Source organism: Amycolatopsis sp. WAC 01375, assembly GCF_003947325.1.
GTDB lineage: Bacteria > Actinomycetota > Actinomycetes > Mycobacteriales > Pseudonocardiaceae > Amycolatopsis.
Genome location: NZ_QHHW01000018.1, coordinates 163,120 through 180,936, shown reverse-complemented (window position 1 = coordinate 180,936; position 17,817 = coordinate 163,120). Strand labels below are relative to the sequence as shown.

Below are 17,817 nucleotides of genomic sequence, written 5' to 3'. Positions count from 1 at the left end.
ACGGCGAGGACCCGTTATTCGCGAAGGCCGATCGCCTCGATCGGCTTCGACCGCAGCGTCACGCGGGTGGCGAGGCCGAGCGAGACCAGGCCGAGCAGGATCGCCCCGGCGACGACCCCGCCGAAGACGGTCGCCGTCCCGGACGGCAGCGGTGTCCCGCGCAGGCCGAGGTTCAACAGCACCAAGGGAACCCCCGCCACCACGGTCCCCAGAAGTGTCGCGACCCCCACCGTCGCCAGTGCCTCGAACCGCATCATCCGGATGACCTGTCGCTTCGTGGTGCCGATGAGGCGCAGGAGCGCGAACTCCCGCGAGCGCTGCGCCGTGCTCATCACCAGCGTGTTGGCCACCGAGATCACGACGTAGCCGAGGATCACGCCGACCGCGACCAGGTTCACGTAGAACTGGGCCTGCTGCTGCCCGACGGCGGGCGCGGCCACCGCCGATCCCGGCGTCACGGCCAGACCCGGATAGCGGCTCGCGAGGTCGTTCAGGGCGGCCGTCACGGTCGCGGAATCCGCGTCGGGCTGCTCCCGCACCAGCACCGAATCGTCCATCCGGTCGCCGGTGTGCGCCCTGGCCAGCTCCGCGGGCAGCACATAGCGGCCGAAAGCCTGGTCGCGGGTGTAGGTGGCGACCAGCCGCAGCTTCGCCGGAGCACCGTCACCGAAGTAGAACTCGACCTCGTCGCCGATCTTCTTCTCGTACCAGTCGGCTTCCGATTCGCTCATCGCCACGGTGTTCCCGGTCAGGTCGGTGATCTTGCCCGACACGACGCCCAGTTCGAGGTTCCCGCGGACCTGCGCGCCGTCCAGTCCTTGCGCCGCGTACCGCTCGACCCGGACGCTGTCCTGCTCCTGCACCGTGTTGATCACCTCGGTGCGGACGACCGGGGTCGCGGCGGCGACGCCGGGGATCCGCCGTGCCGCCTCGGCGACCTCCGGCGAGAGCCCGCCCGTGCCACTGGCGAGCACGTGGTCCGCGGCGGTCGACTCGACGGTCTCCTCCTGCCGCGCGGCGGCCGCGGAGGTCTGGCTGTAGAACATCGTCAGCGCGAACGAGACCGCCAGCATCACCGGCGTCACCGCGGCGGCGAGGCGGCGCGAGTTGGCCTGGCTGTTCGCGGCGGCCAGGTAGCCGCTGACCCGCGACGTCCGGTTGAGCACCGGGGCGATCAGCCGCGTCATGACGGCGACCACCTTCGGGCTGACCACGGCCAGTCCGATCACGATGATCAGCGACGAACTCCCCGAGGCCGCGAGCCCCGCGTCACCGCGGAGGAAGATCGGGACCATCGATCCACCGAGACCGGCCACCACCAGCGCGCAGCCGATGATGACGCGCACGCGCCCGAGTTCACGCCGCTCCACCGCGGCCTCGCCGAGCGCCTCCACCGGGCGGATCGACGACGGACGCCGCGAGGCCGACCAGGCGGCCAGCCGCGCCGTGCCGAGACCGAGCGCCAGCGCGGCGACGAGCGGGATCGGGCTGATCGCCAGTTCGAAGTCCGGCGGGATCACCCCGACGGCCCCGAACGCGTTCCTCAGCCCGAACCCGACCGCCACGCCGAGGCCGCTGCCCAGCACCCCGGCGACCACCGCGACGAGCATCGTCTCGGCGCCGATGAGCTTGCGGATCTGCTGCGGTGTCGCCGCGATCGCCCGCAGCAACGCGAACTCCCGGCGTCGCTGGTTGATGACCAGCGCGAGGGTGCTGGCCACGACGAACACCGCGATGAGGAGCGCGAAGCCGCCGAACGAACCCGCGAGCGCCATCAGCAGCATCCGGGTCTGGCTGACGTCGAGGAACTCGACCGTGCTGCGCTCGACCCCGGTCGTCACCGTCACCTTGTCGGTGCCGGCCGCGTCGCGGATCCGGTCGGCGAGGTCGCCCGGTGCGACGCCCGGGTCCGCCAGCACGCCGATCGCGTGCGCCTGACCGGGTGCCCCGGCGAGTTCTGCGGCCTTCTCCTGCGAGAAGAACACCGCGGACTGCCGGGTGAGGCCGTCACCCGACTTCGGGGCGGCGATACCGGAGACCCGGAACTCCACCGGGGTCGAGCGGATGGCGATCTTCACCCGCTGACCGACCGCCGCGCCGCTCCGTGACGCCAGTTCCGCGTCCAGGACCACTTCGTCGGCGCCGGCGGGCGCGTGGCCGTCACGCAGCGAGAACGGGGCCAGCACGGCGGCGTCCCAGTTGTGCCCCAAGGACTGGCCACCTTCGGGACCGTTCAGCGCCCGGCCGTCGGCCGTCACCACGTTGGCCGGGAAGCTCTGCTCCGCCACCACACCGCGGACCCCTGGCACCGCGGTGATCGCCCCAGCGAGCGTCACCGGCACCGAAGCCTGCTCGGCGACCTGGTTCCTTTCGAGCGGGCCCGCCCCGGGCGGGTCGACCGTCTGCTGACCTCCGACGACGACCGCCGCGTCGGCGTACCGCTGGGTCGGGACACCGGCCCGCAGACCGGATTCCATCAGGATGCCGCATCCGGCGACCAGCGCCGTCCCGCAGAGGATCGCGATGAACGCGCCGATGAAACCGCTCAGCCGGGTCTTCGTCGTCTGCCATGCCAAATCCCACATGCCGTCACCACTCCCCGAGGTGGGTCATGCGCTCGGCGACCCGCTCCGGCGTCGGCCCCTGGAGGTGGCCCGCCAGCTTGCCGTCGGCCAGGAACAGCACACCGTGCGCGGCCGACGCCGCCACCGGATCGTGGGTGACCATCAGCACGGTCTGCCCCATTTCGTCCACAATGGACCGGAGCAGGTCGAGCACCTGGCGCGCGGTACGCGTGTCCAGCGCCCCGGTCGGTTCGTCGGCGAGAACGACCTCGGGCCGGGTGATCAGCGCGCGGGCGATCGCCACCCGCTGCTGCTGGCCGCCGGACAGTTCCGACGGGCGGTGTTCGAGCTTCTTCGCGATGCCGACACTCTCGACGATCTGACGCAGCCACTGCGGGTCGGGCTTCTGCCCGGCCAGCCTGGTCGGCAGGGTGATGTTCTGCAGCACGTTCAGCGACGGCAACAGGTTGTAGGCCTGGAAGATGAACCCGACGCGGGTCCTCCGCAGCTCGGTGAGCGCTTTCTCACGCATCCGGCTCAGCTCCGTGTCCCCCAGCAGGACCCGGCCCGAGCTCGGCTTGTCCAGCCCTGCCGCGCAGTGCAGGAAGGTGCTCTTGCCCGAACCCGACGGCCCCATCACCGCGGTGAACGTGCCTCTGCGCACCTCGACGGTCACCCCGTTCAACGCCGTGACCGCGCCGTCACCGGATCCGTAGACCTTGCTCACGGATTCCAGCTTCAAGGCGCACGCGCCCCCTGCATTCATTGTTTCCCCTTAACGGTGGTGATCTCTCCCGTCTGAACCTACGGGCGTCAAGGGGCGGAAACGATCCCGCGTGAGGGAAGACTCGTGGTAGCGCTGGCACCACCATGCGGCGGACCGACGCTGTATCGCGAAAGCCACTTTCAGGACGTCTGACGTCCTGAAAGTGGCTTTCGCGACACAGTCGTTGCGGGGCTTGTCAATCCCGGACGGCGGCCGAGGCAGCGTCCCGTTTGGACTCATCGGGCACGGGGTCGACGGGGGCAGCCGGAACCTGGGCGACCGGTTTGCCGCGCCGCCTGCGGATCTCGAACCCGAGGAGGATCAGCACGAGCGTCACCGCGCTGAGCCAGAACTGCGAGCGGGTCGACGGCAGCAGAGCCATCGCCAGGATCACCCCGCCCATCAGCGCGATGGTCGCGTAGCTCAGCCAAGGGAACAGCCACATCTTGAGCGTGAGCTTCTCCGGGTCCTCGCGTTCCAGGCGTCGGCGGAGCCGTACCTGCGCGAGCGCGATCGAGAGGTACACGAACAGCGCGACGGCGCCGTAGGAGTTGACCAGGAACTGGAAGATCAGGTCCGGTGACGTGTAGGCGGCGATGACGGACACGTACCCGATGGCCGTCCCGGCGAGGATCGCGCGCCTCGGCACACCGCTGCGGGAGAGCCGCGTGAACGCCTTCGGGGCGTCGCCTTTGCTGGTGAGCGCGAACAGCATCCGCGACGAGGTGTACAGGGCCGAGTTCAGGCAGGACAGCACCGCCGTCAGGACGATCGCGTTCATGATCGTCGCCACCGCCGGGATGCCGAGCACCTCCAGCACGGCCGCGTACGGGCTGACCGCCGTCGCCGGATCGTCCCAGGACTTGATCGCGACGACGATGAACACGGAACCGACGTAGAACAGCACCACTCGCAGGATGATCGACCGCATGGCCTTCGCGACCGCCCGCTTCGGCTCCGCGGATTCGGCGGCGGCGATGGTGACGATCTCCGCGCCGGTGTAGAAACCGATGCACGGGACCACCGCCGCGAGCACGGCGCCGATACCGAGTGGCGCGAATCCACCGTGGGAGACCAGGTTCGTCACGCCGCCTTGGGCGCCCGGCCAGAAGCCGAACAGGTACAGGCCGCCGACGACGAGGAACACGACGATCGCGACGACCTTGATCGAGGAGAACCAGTACTCGAACTCGCCGTAGGACCGCGCCGAGACCATGTTGGTACCGGTCAGGATCAGGAGCAGGCCGAGACTGAGCACCCACAGTGGCACATCCGGTACCCACAGCTGCAGGATCCGGCCGCCCGCGACGGCTTCGACCGCCACGACGATGACGAAGAAGTACCAGTACATCCAGCCGACGGCGAAACCGGCGCGGTTGCCGAGCGCTTCCCTGGCGTAGACGTAGAACGAGCCGAGCGCGGGTTTGGCGATCGTCATCTCCGCGAGCATGCGCATGATGAGCACGGTGATCAGGCCCGCGATGAGGAACGAGACCACCGCGGCCGGTCCCGCCGACTGGATGACCACGCCGCTGCCGACGAACAGCCCCGCTCCGATGACGCCGCCGAGGGCGATCAAGTTCATATGTCGCTGCTTGAGCCCTGGTTTCAGGCCGCTGGTCTGTGCCGGGTCCGACGCTGAAGTCACGTCTCCTCCTTCTCGCACGCACCGCCGGAGCGGTCGCGCTGGGAGCTCCATTGTGGTTCCGGTCACCGTAGGAACAAGTCCGGCCCTTTGCGAGTGCCAGTTACGATGTGGGAAAGGGGTCCAGATACCACTCAGGACGGTCGGCGCACCGCCAAGGCCAGCAGTTCCGCCGCCGGTCCGGTGAGCCGCCGTCCTTCGGGCCACACCGCGCGCAGCACCCGGGAGAAGTCGACGCCCTCCACCGCGACGGGCACGAGTTCGCGGTCCGTGACGTCCAGCGCGCTGATCACCGCGGGGCCGGCGCCCGCGACAACCGCGTTGCGGACGGCGGACGCGGAACCCAGTTCCAGCAACGGTTTCACCGGCCCCACCCCGGCCTTGCGCAACGCGGCGTCGACGGTATCCCTGGTTCCGGAGCCGTGTTCCCGCACCACGAGCGGCGTTTGCGCCAGTTCCGACGGCGTCAGCGGACGGCGTTTCCGTGTCCAGGGATGCGCGCCGGGGACGACCACCACGAGATGGTCCACGGCGACCTGCCGTGACGCGAGCCCGGCCGGTGTCCGTGGCGACTCGACGAAGCCGATGTCGACCTTGCCCGCACGCGCCAGTTCGGCGACCTGGTCCGAATTCGTGACCTCGAGACCGAGGTGAAGGCGAGGGTTCGCGCGGTTGAGCTCGCCGATCCAGCCAGGGACCAAGTGCTCGGCCAGAGTCATGCTGGCCGCGACGCGAAGTGCGCCCGCGTGCCGGGTCCGCAGGGCCTCGGCACCGTCGAGCAGTCCGTCGAGTTCGGCGAGCACGCGGTACGCCCAGCCGGCGATCACACGGCCGTCCGGGGTGAGCGCGGAACCGCGGCGGGTCCGGTCGACCAGCACCAGCCCGAGCCGTCGTTCCACTGAGGACAGTCGGTTGCTCGCCGACGGCTGCGCGATCCCGAGGGTGGCCGCGGCCTGCCCGATGCTGCCCAGTTCGTCGACGAGCACGAGCAGGCGCAAGGCGTCCAGTTCCGGAGCTGTCATAGCCAAACTGCATGACCTACCCGGTGTTCTCCCGGCTACCGACGCGGCCGTCACCGGACGACGCTCGTCACCATGAGCACCACGTCCGCGCGGCGAACGAAGCCGCATCTGACCGGTCTGGCCGTCACCGCCCTCGGGGTGGCTGTCGCGTACCTGCTGAGCACCGCCGTCCCCGTACTCAGCGCGCTCACCCTCGCGGTCGTGCTCGGAGTGCTCGCCGGCTCGCTCCCGGTGCTCTCGGACGGCACCCGGCAGGCGATCGCGAAGGTGACCAAGAAGCTGCTGCGCGCCGGTGTCGTCCTGCTCGGCCTTCAACTCGCGCTCCCGGCGGTGCTCTCCCTCGGCCCCGGCACGCTGCTCGCGGTCGTGCTGACGGTCGGCCTCACGTTCCTCGGCACGATCGGCCTCGGCAGGCTGATCGGTGTTCCACGTGGACTCGCGATGCTGGTCGCGACCGGGTTCTCGATCTGCGGCGCGTCGGCCATCGCGGCGATGGAAGGAGTCGTCGAACGCGAAGACTCCGACGTCGCGACCGCCGTCGCACTGGTCACCTTCTACGGCGGACTGGCGATCGCGGCCGTCCCGCTCCTCGGCGGCTGGCTCGGGATGGACGCGCTGCGCATCGGCGGCTGGGCCGGACTGAGCGTGCACGAGGTCGCCCAGGTGGTCGCGGCCGCCACCCCCGCCGGGACCGCCGCCGTCGCGGTCGCCGTGGTGGTGAAGCTGAGCCGCGTCGTCCTGCTGGCTCCCATGGTCGCCGCGGTCAGCGTGCACGAAGGCCGTCGCCGCCCGTCCGCGGCCGGGAAGCGCACCCCGCTGGTCCCGCTGTTCGTCCTCGGTTTCCTGGCGATGGTCGTGGTGCGGAGCACCGGGATCCTGCCCGGCGTGGCGCTCGACGTCGCCAAGGTGGTCTGCACGCTGCTGCTGGCGGGTGCGCTGTTCGGACTCGGTTGCGCGGTCCGGATCGGCACGCTGGTCCGCACCGGTGGCCGGGCGCTGCTGCTCGGCCTGCTCTCCACGCTGCTGGTCGGCACCATCGCCTACGTCGCACTGGCGCTGCTCGGTTAGCACGGAACGTCCAGGGCCTGACCGGCGGTCAGGAGCGCGAGCGTCTCGATGTCGGAGGCCGAGCAGCCGCGGGAAAGATCGTTGAGCGGGGCCGCGAGGCCCTGGAGGATCGGGCCGAGCGCGACGGCGCCCCCGAGCCGTTCGGCGATCTTGTAGCCGATGTTGCCGGCGTCCAGATTCGGGAACACCAGAACGTTCGCGCGTCCGGCGACCGCGGATCCGGGCGCCTTCGCCGCCGCGATGGAGGCCACCAGCGCGGCGTCGAACTGCAACTCGCCGTCCACGGGGAGGCCGGGTTCCCGTTGCCGCACCAGGGAAGTCGCCTCGCGGACGACCTCGACGCGCTGGTGGGCGGCACTCCCCTGCGTGCTGAACGACAGCATCGCGACCGCGGGATCCTCGCCCGTGAGACCGCGGTGGGTGGCCGCGGCGGCGAGAGCGATGTCCGCCAGTTGCGCGGCCCCCGGCTCTGGCACCACCGCGCAGTCCGAAAAGGTCAGCCGCCGCCCGTCCGGGAGCAGCAACAGGAAGCAACTGCTCAAAGTGGACACTCCCGGTGCCAGGCCAACGACCCGCAATCCCGCGCGCAACACGTCGGCGGTCGGCCGGGTCGCCCCGGCGACACAGGCGTCCACCCGGCCCGCCCGCAAGGCGGCGGCCGCCACGAACACCGGATCACGCCGGGCGGCGGCGAGCTTTTCCGGGCGACTGGTGAATCCCGCCGTCAACGCATCCGTGGTCCGGCCGTCGGCAAGGGCGTCCGCGACGTCCATGATCACGTCTTCCGGGACGCCGGCGGCACGGAGACGCGGCCCGACGCCGAACAGGAGCGGCCGCACGACACCCTCCGCGCGGAGGGCCAACGCGGCACGGACGGCGCGATCGTCGCCGCCGTCCGGCAGGGCGACACGGAGATTCCTGCCGCGCAACGCCTTCCGCCATCTGCCGAGCGTCGCGTCCGGCGTGGCCTCGGTGCTCAGGCTCATCGAAGTACCTCCACATACGAAGCGGGGGCCGCCGGAAGACGGCGACCCCCACCGGGCGGAAAGGAATGGTTCAGGGCTGGATGGCCTTTTCGACGTCGTTGAGCATCGCGTCGACGCCGTGAAGCAGCTCGGTCAACACCTCGCGATCGGCGACGAGCGGTGGCGAGATCATCAGCATCGTCGCGCCGCGATCGTCGCCGCGGAGGATGACGCCCGTGCGGCGGAACGCCTCCGGGAGCACCTCGCGGAGCACCTTCAGCGATTCGGCCTCGGTGAGCGCACGACCGCTGTCGCGATCGGCCATCAGCTCGATGGCGTAGAAGAACCCGGTCCCGCGGACATCCTTGACGCACCGGTGCGCCGACTTCAGCGAGTTCAGCGCGGCGAACAGTTCCGGGCCCTCGGCGAGCACGTTGTCGAGCACCTTCTCGTCCCGCATCGCGGTGAGGTTCGCGACGGCGACGGCGGTCGCGACCGGGTGCCCACCCCAGGTGGCGCCGTGGGTGAAGACCCCGCCCTTCGGCGAGTCGTACAGCTCGGTGACCAGCTTCTCCCGCACGATCACCCCGCCGAGCGGCGCGTACCCCGACGTCGAACCCTTTGCGAAGGTGATCAAGTCCGGCACGACCCCGGTGAGACCGTGCCCGAACCAGTGCCCCAGCCTGCCGAACGAGCAGATGACCTCGTCCGACACGAGCAGGATGCCGTACTTGTCGCACAGCGCGCGCAAAGCGGGCCAGTACCCCTTCGGCGGGACCAGGGCGCCACGGCCGTTCTGCACCGGCTCGGCGAACAGCGCCGCGATGGTCTCCGGCCCTTCCTCCAGGATGACCTGCTCGATCGCCGTGACACAGTCCAATTCGGCCGCCGGACCGCAGTCACCCAGCAGCCCCAACGTGTTCGGCACATGCCGGACACCGGGCATGAGCGGGCCGAACGGCTCTTTGATCTTCGCGAGCCCGGTCACCGAGAGGGCGCCGATGGTCGTGCCGTGGTAGGCCATGTCACGGCTGATGATCTTCGTCCGCTCGGGCCGCCCCTGGCTACGGTGATACTGCCGGGCGAACTTCAACGCGGTTTCGACCGCCTCCGAGCCGGAGTTGACGAAGAACGTCGTCCCGAGGTCGCCCGGCGCGAGTTCGGCCAGCAGCGTGGCCGCCTCGATCGCGGGGGTGTGCGCCGAACCCCAGTTGCTCGCGTAGGCCAGCGTGCCGACCTGGTCGGCGGCGGCCTTGGCGATGTCGGCCCGCCCGTGACCCATGTTGACGCAGAAGAGCCCGGCGAGACCGTCGAGGTGGCGACGTCCCTCGGTGTCGATCAGGTAGCTTCCCTCGCCGCGTACGAACACCGGGAAATCCGAGGCCCAGGTGTCCTTGCGGGTGAAGTGCGGGCCGAGATGCCTGCGGGCCTGCGCTCGCAGCTGGGTGACGTCCACCGGAGACCTCCTTCGAGACACGAGTCTGTGCTTTGACTTTCGCAACCCTGCTGGCACCGGCCCAGCACCAGAGCGGCGGCGTTCGATGGGTCCAGTTGGTCACCTGTCGGGACGGTTGCTCATGTCGCACTGGCACCGCGCTCGCCCCTTGCCGACCGCCCTGCCGACACCGATGTCGCGCGGCCGCAGCGGCGCCGCACTCTCCCCCTCGTCGGCCACCCCCGGGTCCCAGGCGTTGCGAAAGCCACTTTCGCAACGCTGAAGGTTGCGAAAGTGGCTTTCGCAACGCGCCACACCGCGGCAGCGTCTCCCCCCGCAATGCGCGTGAAGGCCCCCTTCCCTCGACTGAGCCGAGGGAAGGGGGCCTTCACGCGCGGAACGAGACCTACACGTAGTCCTTGTACTTCTCCAGGAAGCGCACGGGCTCGGACAGCGCGTCCCGGCGGAACGGGTCGCCGAGTTCGCGGGTGCACATGATCTCGATGACGGTGGTCTTGCCCTCGTTCATCTGCGCGTCGACGGCGCGCTGCAGGGCGGGGCCCACCTCGTCGAGCTTCTCCACGACGATGCCTTCCGCGCCCATCGCCTTCGCGATGCCCGCGAAGCTCTCGCTTTCCAGCTCGCCCGCGACGAACCGGCGGTTGTAGAAGTCGACCTGGTTCTTCTTCTCCGCGCCCCATTGCCGGTTGTGGAACACCACGGCGGTGACCGGGATGTCATGGCGGACCGCGGTCATGACCTCGCCCATGCTCATCCCCCAGGCACCGTCACCGGCGTAGGAGATCGCGGGCCGGTCGGGGGCGGCGGCCTTGGCGCCGATGATGGTCGGCAGCGCGTACCCGCAGTTGCCGAAGCTCATCGGGGCGAAGAAGCTGCGCGGCTCCTCGAACCGCAGATAGCTGTTCGCGACCGAGTTGATGTTGCCGATGTCGGTCGACACCATCACCCGCGGCGGCATCGCCTTCTCCAGTTCCCGCAATACTTCCCGCGGGTGCAGCCAGTTGCCCTCCTCGGTCTCCTGCTCCGCGATCATGTCGAGGCTGAACGGGTCGGTCTCGTGCGTCCAGGCGTCGAGTTCGGCCTCCCACGCGTCCTTCTCCGCCTTGATCTTCGCCGCGCGGGCGTCCTTTGTGGAGTCACAGGCCAGCGTCCGGTCCGACAGGCGCTTGGTCAGCGCGACCGCCGCGTCCTTGGCGTCGCCGCAGATGCCGACGGTGATCTTCTTGACCAGGCCGAGCATCTTGTGGTCCGCGTCGATCTGGATGATCTTCGCGTCCTTGGGCCAGTAGTCCATACCGTGCTGCGGCAGCGTGCCGAACGGCCCGAGCCGCGAGCCGAGCGCGATCACGACGTCCGCCTGCGAGATCAGCTTCATCGCGGCCTTGGAACCCTGGTAGCCCAGCGGCCCGCACCATTGCGGGTGGCTCGCCGGGAACGAGTCGTTGTGCAGGTAGCTGTTCACCACGGGGGCGCCGAGACGTTCGGCGAGGGCCTTGCACTCCTCGACACCGTCGGCCATCACGACGCCGCCGCCGGAGATGATCACCGGGAACTCCGCCGTGGCCAGCAGCGCGGCGGCCTCGTCGAGGCTTCGCTCTCCGCCGGGACCGCGGTCGAGCCTGGCGGGTTCCGGGATCTCGGCCTCGATCTCGCCGTAGAAGAAGTCGCGAGGGATGTTGAGCTGTGTCGGACCGAGCTCGGAGTGGGCCCGGTCGAAGCAGCGGCCGGTGTACTCCGCCATCCGCTTCGGGTTGTTGACGTGCCCCTGGTACTTGGTGAACTCCTGGAACATCGGCAGCTGGTTGGCCTCTTGGAAGCCGCCGAGACCGGTGCCCATCGTGCCCGCCTCCGGCGTCACGATGACCACCGGGCTGTGCGCCCAGTAGGCGGCCGCGATCGCGGTGACGCAGTTGCTGATGCCGGGGCCGTTCTGCCCGATGACGACGCCGTGCCTGCCGCTCACCCTGGCGTAGCCGTCGGCCATGTGCCCGGCGCCCTGTTCGTGCACGACCGGTACCAGCCGGATGCCCGCCGGCGCGAAGATGTCCATCGCGTCCATGAACGCGGAACCCATGATGCCGAAGATGTCGGTGACGCCGTTGGCCACGAGCGTCTCGACGAAGGCCTCGGACGGGGTCATCTTCTTCCGGCCGCTGACGACCACGCGGCCGTCACCCGTCTTCCGTTCCGTCATGTTCCGCTCCTTCGACAGGCAGATTTACAAAAAACGATACGTGGCGTTCCTGAAATCAGGATGAGACCGACGATAGGTCGAGGATCGACGAGCGTCAACGTCGAATTCTGAAAACCGAGACGCCATGTGCTACTTTTCCGAACATGGAGCTGCTTCGCGAACCCGATCCGATCAACGGGGACACGCCGACCATGCGGCTGTTCTCCCTGCTCGAGCTGATCGCCGCCAAGGATCAGCTGGTCTCCCTGCAGGGCCTCGTCGAGGAGACCGGACTGCCGAAACCGACCCTGCACCGCATGCTGCAGCAACTCGAAGGCGCGGGTCTGCTGGTCCGCCAGGCCGACGGTCGCCATTACGGCACCGGCCACCGGCTGCGACGGCTCGCGGAGAACCTGCTCCTCAACGCGACCCACCACGGCGCCCGGCACGCCGTCCTGCGCCACCTCGTCGACGAACTCGGCGAGAGCTGCAACGTGACCACGTTGTCGGGCAACGAGATCGTGTACCTCGACCGGGTGGAGACGCCGGAACCGCTGCGGTTCTACCTCCGGCCCGGCTCACGCGTGCCGATCCACTGTTCGGCCAGTGGCAAGATGATCCTCGCGCAGATGAGCCCGTCGCAGCGGCGGAAACTCCTCGCGCACGCGCCGCTCAAGCAGTACACGAACAAGACCATCACCGACCTCGACACGCTCGAGGCAGAGTTCGCCCGCATCCGTCGCGACGGCTTCGCGCTCGACGACGAGGAGTTCCTGCCCGGCCTGGTGTGCGTCGCGGTGCTCGTCCCGGGCCGCGCCAACCTCTGCGTCGCGGTGCAGGCGCCGGTCATGCGGCTGACCCCGGACAAGGCGCTCCAGACGCTCCCGGCGCTGCAGCGTGCGGCCGAGGCGATCAGCCGCGTCGACGCCGAGGGCGCGTCCGAACCGGAAAGTGTTCCGTCGTAAGGAGTTCTCATGGTCCCCGAGCTTCGGCTCCCGGTGCGCGACCTCTTCGGCATCGATTCGGATCTCGTCGTCGGCGCGTTCCGCGAACGCGGCGAGCACGTTCCCGAGATCGACGAGGCGTACCGCTTCAACCCGGACGTGACGCTGGCCCTGCTCGCCGGGTTCACCCGCGACCGCCGCGTGCTGGTGCAGGGACTGCACGGCACCGGGAAGTCGACCCACATCGAACAGGTCGCGGCCCGGCTCAACTGGCCGTGTGTGCGGGTCAACCTGGACGGTCACCTCAACCGCCTCGACCTCGTCGGCCGCGACGCCGTCGTGCTGCGCGAGGGCAAGCAGGTCACCGAGTTCCAGGAGGGCATCCTCCCGTGGGCGCTGCAGCGGCCGGTCGCGCTGGTGCTCGACGAGTACGACGCCGGCCGTCCGGACGTCATGTTCGTGCTCCAGCGGGTCCTCGAACGCGACGGCAAGTTCACCCTCACCGACCAGAACCGGGTCCTGCGGCCACATCCGTCCTTCCGGTTGTTCGCCACCGCCAACACGGTCGGGCTCGGCAACCTCAACGGGCTCTACCACGGCGCGCAGCGGTTGAACCACGCGCAGATCGACCGCTGGAACATCGTCGCGTCGCTGAACTACCTGCCCGCCGCCGAGGAGATCGCGATCGTGCGGGCCAGGGTCCCGAGCATCCCGGAAACGCTGGCGGCGTCACTGGTCGCGGTGGCCGCCTTGACCCGCAAGGGTTTTCAGGCCGGTGACCTGTCCACGCTGATGTCCCCGCGCACGGTGATCACCTGGGCGGAGAACATCGAGATCTTCGGCGATCCGGCGACGGCGTTCCGGCTGTCCTTCGTGAACAAATGCGACGAAGCCGAGCGCGCGCTCGTGGCGGAGTACTTCCAGCGCTGCTTCGACGACGAGCTCCAGCTGCTCTCGGCATGACGGCCGGGCAGACGGAAACCCGGCGCCGCCACCAGGTCGAGGAGCTGTGCGCGGCCGCGGTCCGGGCACTCACCGGCGACCCGGCGCTGCATTTCCGGGCGCGGCGGCTGCATCGGGGACGCGAACCGCTGCCGTTGCACGCGCCGCATCTGCGTCACTCCGCCGACGACGACCTGGTGTCCTCACGCGGGATCGCGGACGGGATGGCGTTGCGCCTGACCACCTCGGACGCCGCCCTGCATCGGAGCCTGTGTCCGCCGGATCCGGCCGAACGCGGGATTTTCGAGCTGCTGGAACAGTTCCGCGTCGAGTCGCTCCCGCCCCCGGAGCTGCCGGGCATGCGGCGGAACGTCCGCCTTCGCCACCTCCGCTGGTCCCTCGAATTCCACCGATCCGGGCTGACCGAGACCGCGCGCGGGCTCTTGCTGTACACCGTCGCGCAGATCTGCCGGTCGCGGATCGCCGGAGAACCCGTGGTCGAGGAGACCGAGGAGCTGATCGAGGCGACCCGATTCGCGCTGGCGCCGAGGCTGGGCCACGACCTCGCCGGGCTGCGACGGCACCGCACCGATCAGAAGGCGTTCGCCGAACACGCGCTGGCGATCGCCCGGACGGCAGGCGGGCTGCTCACCGCGACCGAGCGGGGCGCCGAAGACGACGGCGACCCCACCGACCCGCGCTTCAGCCTATTGATCGACTTCGACGCGAGCCATGGCGACCAGATCCCGTCCGCGACCGCCGGAACCAGTCGTACGCTGGGTGAATCCGGTGCGACGTACCGGGTTTTCACCACCGCGTACGACAGCGAACGGCGCGCGTCGGACCTGGTGCGCCCCGGGCTGCTGACCGAACTCCGGGAACGGCTCGACCGTCGAGTCGGCAGGCAGGGCGTCGGCCCGGGGCGGCTGGCGCGCGACCTCAAGGCGGTGCTCGCCGTACCCACTCGTGACGGCTGGGACGGCGGGCAGGAGGAAGGCCACCTGGACGGCCGCACCCTGGCGCAGCTGATCAGCTCACCCACCGAGCGCCGCATCTTCCGCACCGAGCGGGTCGAACCGGTGGCGGACACGCTCGTGACGTTCCTGATCGACTGCTCGGGCTCGATGACCGCGCACGCGGAACCCGTCGCCGCACTGGTCGATCTCTTCGCGCGCTCGCTCGAACTCGCCGGTGCCGCCTGCGAAGTCCTCGGCTTCACCACCGGCGCCTGGAACGGCGGCAGGCCGAGGCGGGAGTGGATCCGGGCGGGACGGCCACAGCATCCCGGCAGGCTCAACGAACGACTTCACGTCGTGTTCAAGGACGCCGAAACCCCGTGGCGCCGCGCGCGCCCCGATCTCGCGGCACTGCTGAAAGCCGATCTGTTCCGGGAAGGGATCGACGGCGAGGCCGTGGCCTGGGCCTGCGACCGGATGCGCGCGCGGGAGGAGGAGCGCCGGATCCTGCTCGTCCTCTCCGACGGCAGCCCCATGGACAGCGCGACGAGCCTGGCGAACGATCCGCACTACCTGGACGAGCATCTACGGGAAACGGTGCTGCTACAGGAAAACACCGTCGAGATCCGCGGGGCCGGCGTCGGGCTCGACCTGAGCCCGTTCTATCGCCGGTCCCGGGTTCTCGACACCTCGGTGACGTCCGGGTACGCGCCGTTCCGGGACGTTCTCGGGCTGTTTTCCCCGGGGGTGAACGTCGCCGGTTCCCGTCCCTGATCCGTGGGTGGGTTCAGCGGCCGTAGCCACCCTCTTCACCGCTGTTCCCGCCGAACTCGGCGCGCTGTCCTTCATCGCCGCCGTATTCATTGCCCGCCTGGCCGCCGGGGGCTTCGTATTCATTACCCGCCTGGCCGCCGGGGGCATCGTTACCGAAGCCGCCACCCTGCTGCTGCTCTTCGTTCTGCTGCTCGCCGCCGGAATCGCCGAGGAAGCCTTTCGCCTTGTCAGCGGCCGAGTCGATCTTGTCGGAGTGTTCGCCGAATCGCGATTTCGCGAAATCGGCGGCCTTGTCGACGTGCTCCCCGCTCACCTTGTCCTTCATTCCTTCGAAGTCGATACCCACGAGAACTCCTCACCTGGTTCGAATGCGCCGATGACCGGCGCGTACCTCCATCAAAGTCCATTCGCCCAGCGCGGCAACTTGAACGCGACGGTTGGGTGAGTCGGCACGTTCCCCTTTCCGGTCAGGGAAACAGCCCCGGCCAGGGCACGGACGTGCACCAGTTGTCGCTCACTTGGGTGGACTTGCCGTCCCATCGCGGTCATGCGGATGCGGCCCCCGGGCCCCTCAGGACAAGGGGTCTCCTGGTCGACGCGATTTACTACATCATGACCACGGCACGATAGAGGTCAGTCACACTCGATCACGGTTGGCGCTTTTAGTCCTTTCGTGTTCGTATCCGTCACGTCAGCCAAAGCGGAGACGGCCAAGGGAGTTTGAACTTCATGCGCAGGACAATTGTCCGGACGGTAACGGGTGTGGCGATCGTGGCCGGCCTGGTGACCGCTTGCGGCTCGGAGGGCGAGAACGGTGCGAATGGAGCATCTGGCGCGAATGGAACCGCTTCAAGCGCGGCCGCCGCGTCGTCGCCCGGCGCCGGAGCCCCGGCTTCCTCGGGCGCGGGCACCGGGGACGCGGGGCAAGCGGGCGGGGAGGCGGCCCAGAAGGTGACAGCGGCGATCCAACAGGCGCAGCAGCAGTCACCGATCACCTTCACCACGGAAAGCGCCGAACTGTCCGAGAAGAGCAAAACGGCACTCGGCGAGATCGCCAAGGCCATGCAGGGCAACGACGTCAAGATCACCGTCGCCACCCACGCCGGTTACCCCGACGCGGAAAAGTCCAAGGCTCTCTCCGAGAAGCGCGCGGAAGCGATCACCGCCGCGCTCGAAGGAGCGGGCGTGGCGAAGGATCGCGTCAAGACCGAAGCGACCGGCAACGAGAAGGCGCAGGGCGATCAGGCGTTGAACACGCAGATCACCGTCGCACAGTGACCCACGACGGAAGCGCGGACGGGCGGAACGATCCGCCCGTCCGCGCTTGCCACTATCTGATCGGCCCGAGCGGTTTCCCCAACTACGGCGACGAACTGATCGCGGCGACGTGGCTGCGCTACCTGGCTCGCACGGATCCGGAGGCCGACGTCTGGCTCGACACCCACTCGCCGGGCCCCGCGCAACTGCTGCTGAACGATCTGCACCCGCGGCTGCGTTGCACGGACACCCTGTGGCGGCTGTGCGGTGAGGCGCCGTCGGACGATCCGTGGGAGGTCGCGGGCTGGGTGCAGTCGGCGGTCGACGACCCCGGGCTCGCGCCGCGCTGGGACGCGGGCATCGACCTGCTCGGCCGGACCGACGTGCTCCACCTGATCGGCGGCGGCTACCTCAACGCGCTGTGGCCCCGGCATATCGGGCTGATCGCGGGCGCCGCGGCCGCCGCCCGGCGCTCGGGGGCCCGCACGGCCATGACCGGACAGGGGCTGACCCCGTTCCCGCCCGGTGCCGTGGACCTTCTCCGGTCCCTCACCGACCGCTTCGACGTCGTCGACGTGCGCGACGACCCTTCGTCCGAACTACTCCCCGGAGTCGTCCGGACGTGCGACGACGTCTTCCTCGATCCGCCCGTGCCGACGCCCTCCGCGCAGGCACGCGAATTCGTGCTGTGCATCCAGTCCGATATCGGCGCTTTCGAGCCGTCCACGCTGGCCGCCCAGGTGCTGGGTCTGTTGCGGGCGTGGGAGGTCCATCCCGAACAACTCGCGATCGTCGAAGGAATCCCCCGGATCGACCGTGCCGTTCCGGCGTTGCTGGAACACGAGATCGCCGGTGCGGAGTTCCACCCGTTCCGCGACATCTGGCGCACCGGGCTGCCGTCGGCGCCCGGCCAGACCTGGATCTCCAGCCGCTACCACCTGCACCTCGCCGCCGCGGCCGCCGGAGCGACCGGTCTCGCGGTCAGCGTGTCGCGCGGGTACTACACGACCAAGCACCGCAGCCTGATCGACCTCGGTTCCGGGTGGACCTCGTTCGACGCCGAGGCGGGCGGGACACCGGACCGGCCGACCGGGACCGGGTTCCCGCCCCACGTCCTCAGGCGGTGCCGCGACCTGAAACTGTCGGTCGCGGAGGCGGTGTACGGACGCCAGGCGGCCGCGCCCGCTCAGCCCGCGCCGCGACGCCTCACCCTGCGCTCGTGGCGGACCCGGTCGAGCTAGCCGCGGGGCTTGGCGGGCACTCGCCGGGGTCGTGAATGGCAAAG

14 protein-coding genes are annotated in these 17,817 nt (G+C 69.6%); 6 read left to right on the top strand and 8 right to left on the bottom strand.

Annotated features, from left to right (window positions below; genetic code table 11):
* Positions 1–14: 14 nt before the first annotated feature.
* The 4 genes from DL991_RS09210 to DL991_RS09195 form a co-directional block, all read right to left on the bottom strand.
* Entirely contained in the window at positions 15–2,585 is a 2,571-nt protein-coding gene (locus DL991_RS09210; RefSeq protein ID WP_125782953.1) for an FtsX-like permease family protein, read from the bottom strand.
* A 4-nt stretch (positions 2,586–2,589) separates the two neighbouring features.
* Entirely contained in the window at positions 2,590–3,330 is a 741-nt protein-coding gene (locus DL991_RS09205) for an ABC transporter ATP-binding protein (RefSeq protein WP_125782951.1), read from the bottom strand.
* A gap of 196 nt (positions 3,331–3,526) precedes the next feature.
* Positions 3,527–4,915, bottom strand: coding sequence for an amino acid permease (locus DL991_RS09200; RefSeq protein WP_125783113.1), 1,389 nt, complete (start codon positions 4,913–4,915; stop codon positions 3,527–3,529).
* A gap of 194 nt (positions 4,916–5,109) precedes the next feature.
* Positions 5,110–5,997, bottom strand: a complete 888-nt coding sequence (locus tag DL991_RS09195) for a LysR family transcriptional regulator (protein ID WP_125782949.1) — start codon at positions 5,995–5,997, stop codon at positions 5,110–5,112.
* Between the two features lie 72 nt (positions 5,998–6,069).
* Between DL991_RS09195 and DL991_RS09190 the strand changes: the two genes are divergently transcribed.
* The gene (locus DL991_RS09190) at positions 6,070–7,065 is read left to right on the top strand and encodes a YeiH family protein (protein ID WP_125782947.1); all 996 of its coding nucleotides are present in this window, start codon (positions 6,070–6,072) and stop codon (positions 7,063–7,065) included.
* Here the strand turns inward: DL991_RS09190 and DL991_RS09185 are convergent.
* From DL991_RS09185 to xsc, 3 genes are all read right to left on the bottom strand, one after another.
* Positions 7,062–8,051 (bottom strand): phosphotransacetylase, encoded by a 990-nt coding sequence (locus DL991_RS09185; RefSeq protein ID WP_125782945.1) that lies wholly within the window; start codon positions 8,049–8,051, stop codon positions 7,062–7,064. The genes DL991_RS09190 and DL991_RS09185 overlap by 4 nt on opposite strands.
* A 70-nt stretch (positions 8,052–8,121) precedes the next feature.
* Positions 8,122–9,486: an aspartate aminotransferase family protein gene (locus tag DL991_RS09180; RefSeq protein WP_125782943.1), complete on the bottom strand. Its 1,365-nt coding sequence runs from the start codon at positions 9,484–9,486 to the stop codon at positions 8,122–8,124.
* Positions 9,487–9,871: 385 nt separating this feature from the next.
* Positions 9,872–11,680 carry a sulfoacetaldehyde acetyltransferase gene (gene xsc, locus DL991_RS09170; protein ID WP_125782939.1) on the bottom strand — a complete coding sequence of 603 codons (1,809 nt, stop codon included), beginning with the start codon at positions 11,678–11,680 and terminating at the stop codon, positions 9,872–9,874.
* 143 nt (positions 11,681–11,823) lie between these two features.
* Here xsc and DL991_RS09165 point away from each other — a divergent pair, with 143 nt between their 5' ends.
* Genes DL991_RS09165 through DL991_RS09155 form a run of 3 tightly spaced genes read left to right on the top strand, consistent with a single transcriptional unit; the run spans position 11,824 to position 15,275 of the window.
* Positions 11,824–12,624 carry an IclR family transcriptional regulator gene (locus tag DL991_RS09165; protein ID WP_125782937.1) on the top strand — a complete coding sequence of 267 codons (801 nt, stop codon included), beginning with the start codon at positions 11,824–11,826 and terminating at the stop codon, positions 12,622–12,624.
* A gap of 9 nt (positions 12,625–12,633) precedes the next feature.
* Entirely contained in the window at positions 12,634–13,566 is a 933-nt protein-coding gene (locus tag DL991_RS09160) for an AAA family ATPase (protein WP_125782935.1), read from the top strand.
* Complete coding sequence (locus DL991_RS09155; protein ID WP_125782933.1) at positions 13,563–15,275, top strand: cobalt chelatase; 1,713 nt, start codon at positions 13,563–13,565, stop codon at positions 15,273–15,275. Before DL991_RS09160 ends, DL991_RS09155 begins: the two co-directional genes overlap by 4 nt.
* A gap of 13 nt (positions 15,276–15,288) precedes the next feature.
* Here DL991_RS09155 and DL991_RS43240 read toward each other — a convergent pair whose 3' ends face one another.
* Positions 15,289–15,621, bottom strand: coding sequence for an antitoxin (locus DL991_RS43240; RefSeq protein ID WP_233598742.1), 333 nt, complete (start codon positions 15,619–15,621; stop codon positions 15,289–15,291).
* A 416-nt stretch (positions 15,622–16,037) separates the two neighbouring features.
* Between DL991_RS43240 and DL991_RS09145 the strand changes: the two genes are divergently transcribed.
* Together DL991_RS09145 and DL991_RS09140 are read left to right on the top strand one after the other, a co-directional pair.
* Entirely contained in the window at positions 16,038–16,553 is a 516-nt protein-coding gene (locus tag DL991_RS09145) for an OmpA family protein (RefSeq protein ID WP_125782931.1), read from the top strand.
* On the top strand, positions 16,550–17,773 hold the full coding sequence (locus tag DL991_RS09140; RefSeq protein WP_125782929.1) for a polysaccharide pyruvyl transferase family protein: 1,224 nt from the start codon (positions 16,550–16,552) through the stop codon (positions 17,771–17,773). Before DL991_RS09145 ends, DL991_RS09140 begins: the two co-directional genes overlap by 4 nt.
* Positions 17,774–17,817: the final 44 nt, after the last annotated feature.

Excerpts from the sequence above, each read along its gene's own strand:
- DL991_RS09210 (WP_125782953.1), bottom strand. The coding sequence starts at position 2,585 with ATGTGGGATTTGGCATGGCAGACGACGAAGACCCGGCTGAGCGGTTTC.
- DL991_RS09205 (WP_125782951.1), bottom strand. The coding sequence starts at position 3,330 with ATGAATGCAGGGGGCGCGTGCGCCTTGAAGCTGGAATCCGTGAGCAAG.
- DL991_RS09200 (WP_125783113.1), bottom strand. The coding sequence starts at position 4,915 with ATGAACTTGATCGCCCTCGGCGGCGTCATCGGAGCGGGGCTGTTCGTC.
- DL991_RS09195 (WP_125782949.1), bottom strand. The coding sequence starts at position 5,997 with ATGACAGCTCCGGAACTGGACGCCTTGCGCCTGCTCGTGCTCGTCGAC.
- DL991_RS09190 (WP_125782947.1), top strand. The coding sequence starts at position 6,070 with ATGAGCACCACGTCCGCGCGGCGAACGAAGCCGCATCTGACCGGTCTG.
- DL991_RS09185 (WP_125782945.1), bottom strand. The coding sequence starts at position 8,051 with ATGAGCCTGAGCACCGAGGCCACGCCGGACGCGACGCTCGGCAGATGG.
- xsc (WP_125782939.1), bottom strand. The coding sequence starts at position 11,680 with ATGACGGAACGGAAGACGGGTGACGGCCGCGTGGTCGTCAGCGGCCGG.
- DL991_RS09165 (WP_125782937.1), top strand. The coding sequence starts at position 11,824 with ATGGAGCTGCTTCGCGAACCCGATCCGATCAACGGGGACACGCCGACC.
- DL991_RS09160 (WP_125782935.1), top strand. The coding sequence starts at position 12,634 with ATGGTCCCCGAGCTTCGGCTCCCGGTGCGCGACCTCTTCGGCATCGAT.
- DL991_RS09155 (WP_125782933.1), top strand. The coding sequence starts at position 13,563 with ATGACGGCCGGGCAGACGGAAACCCGGCGCCGCCACCAGGTCGAGGAG.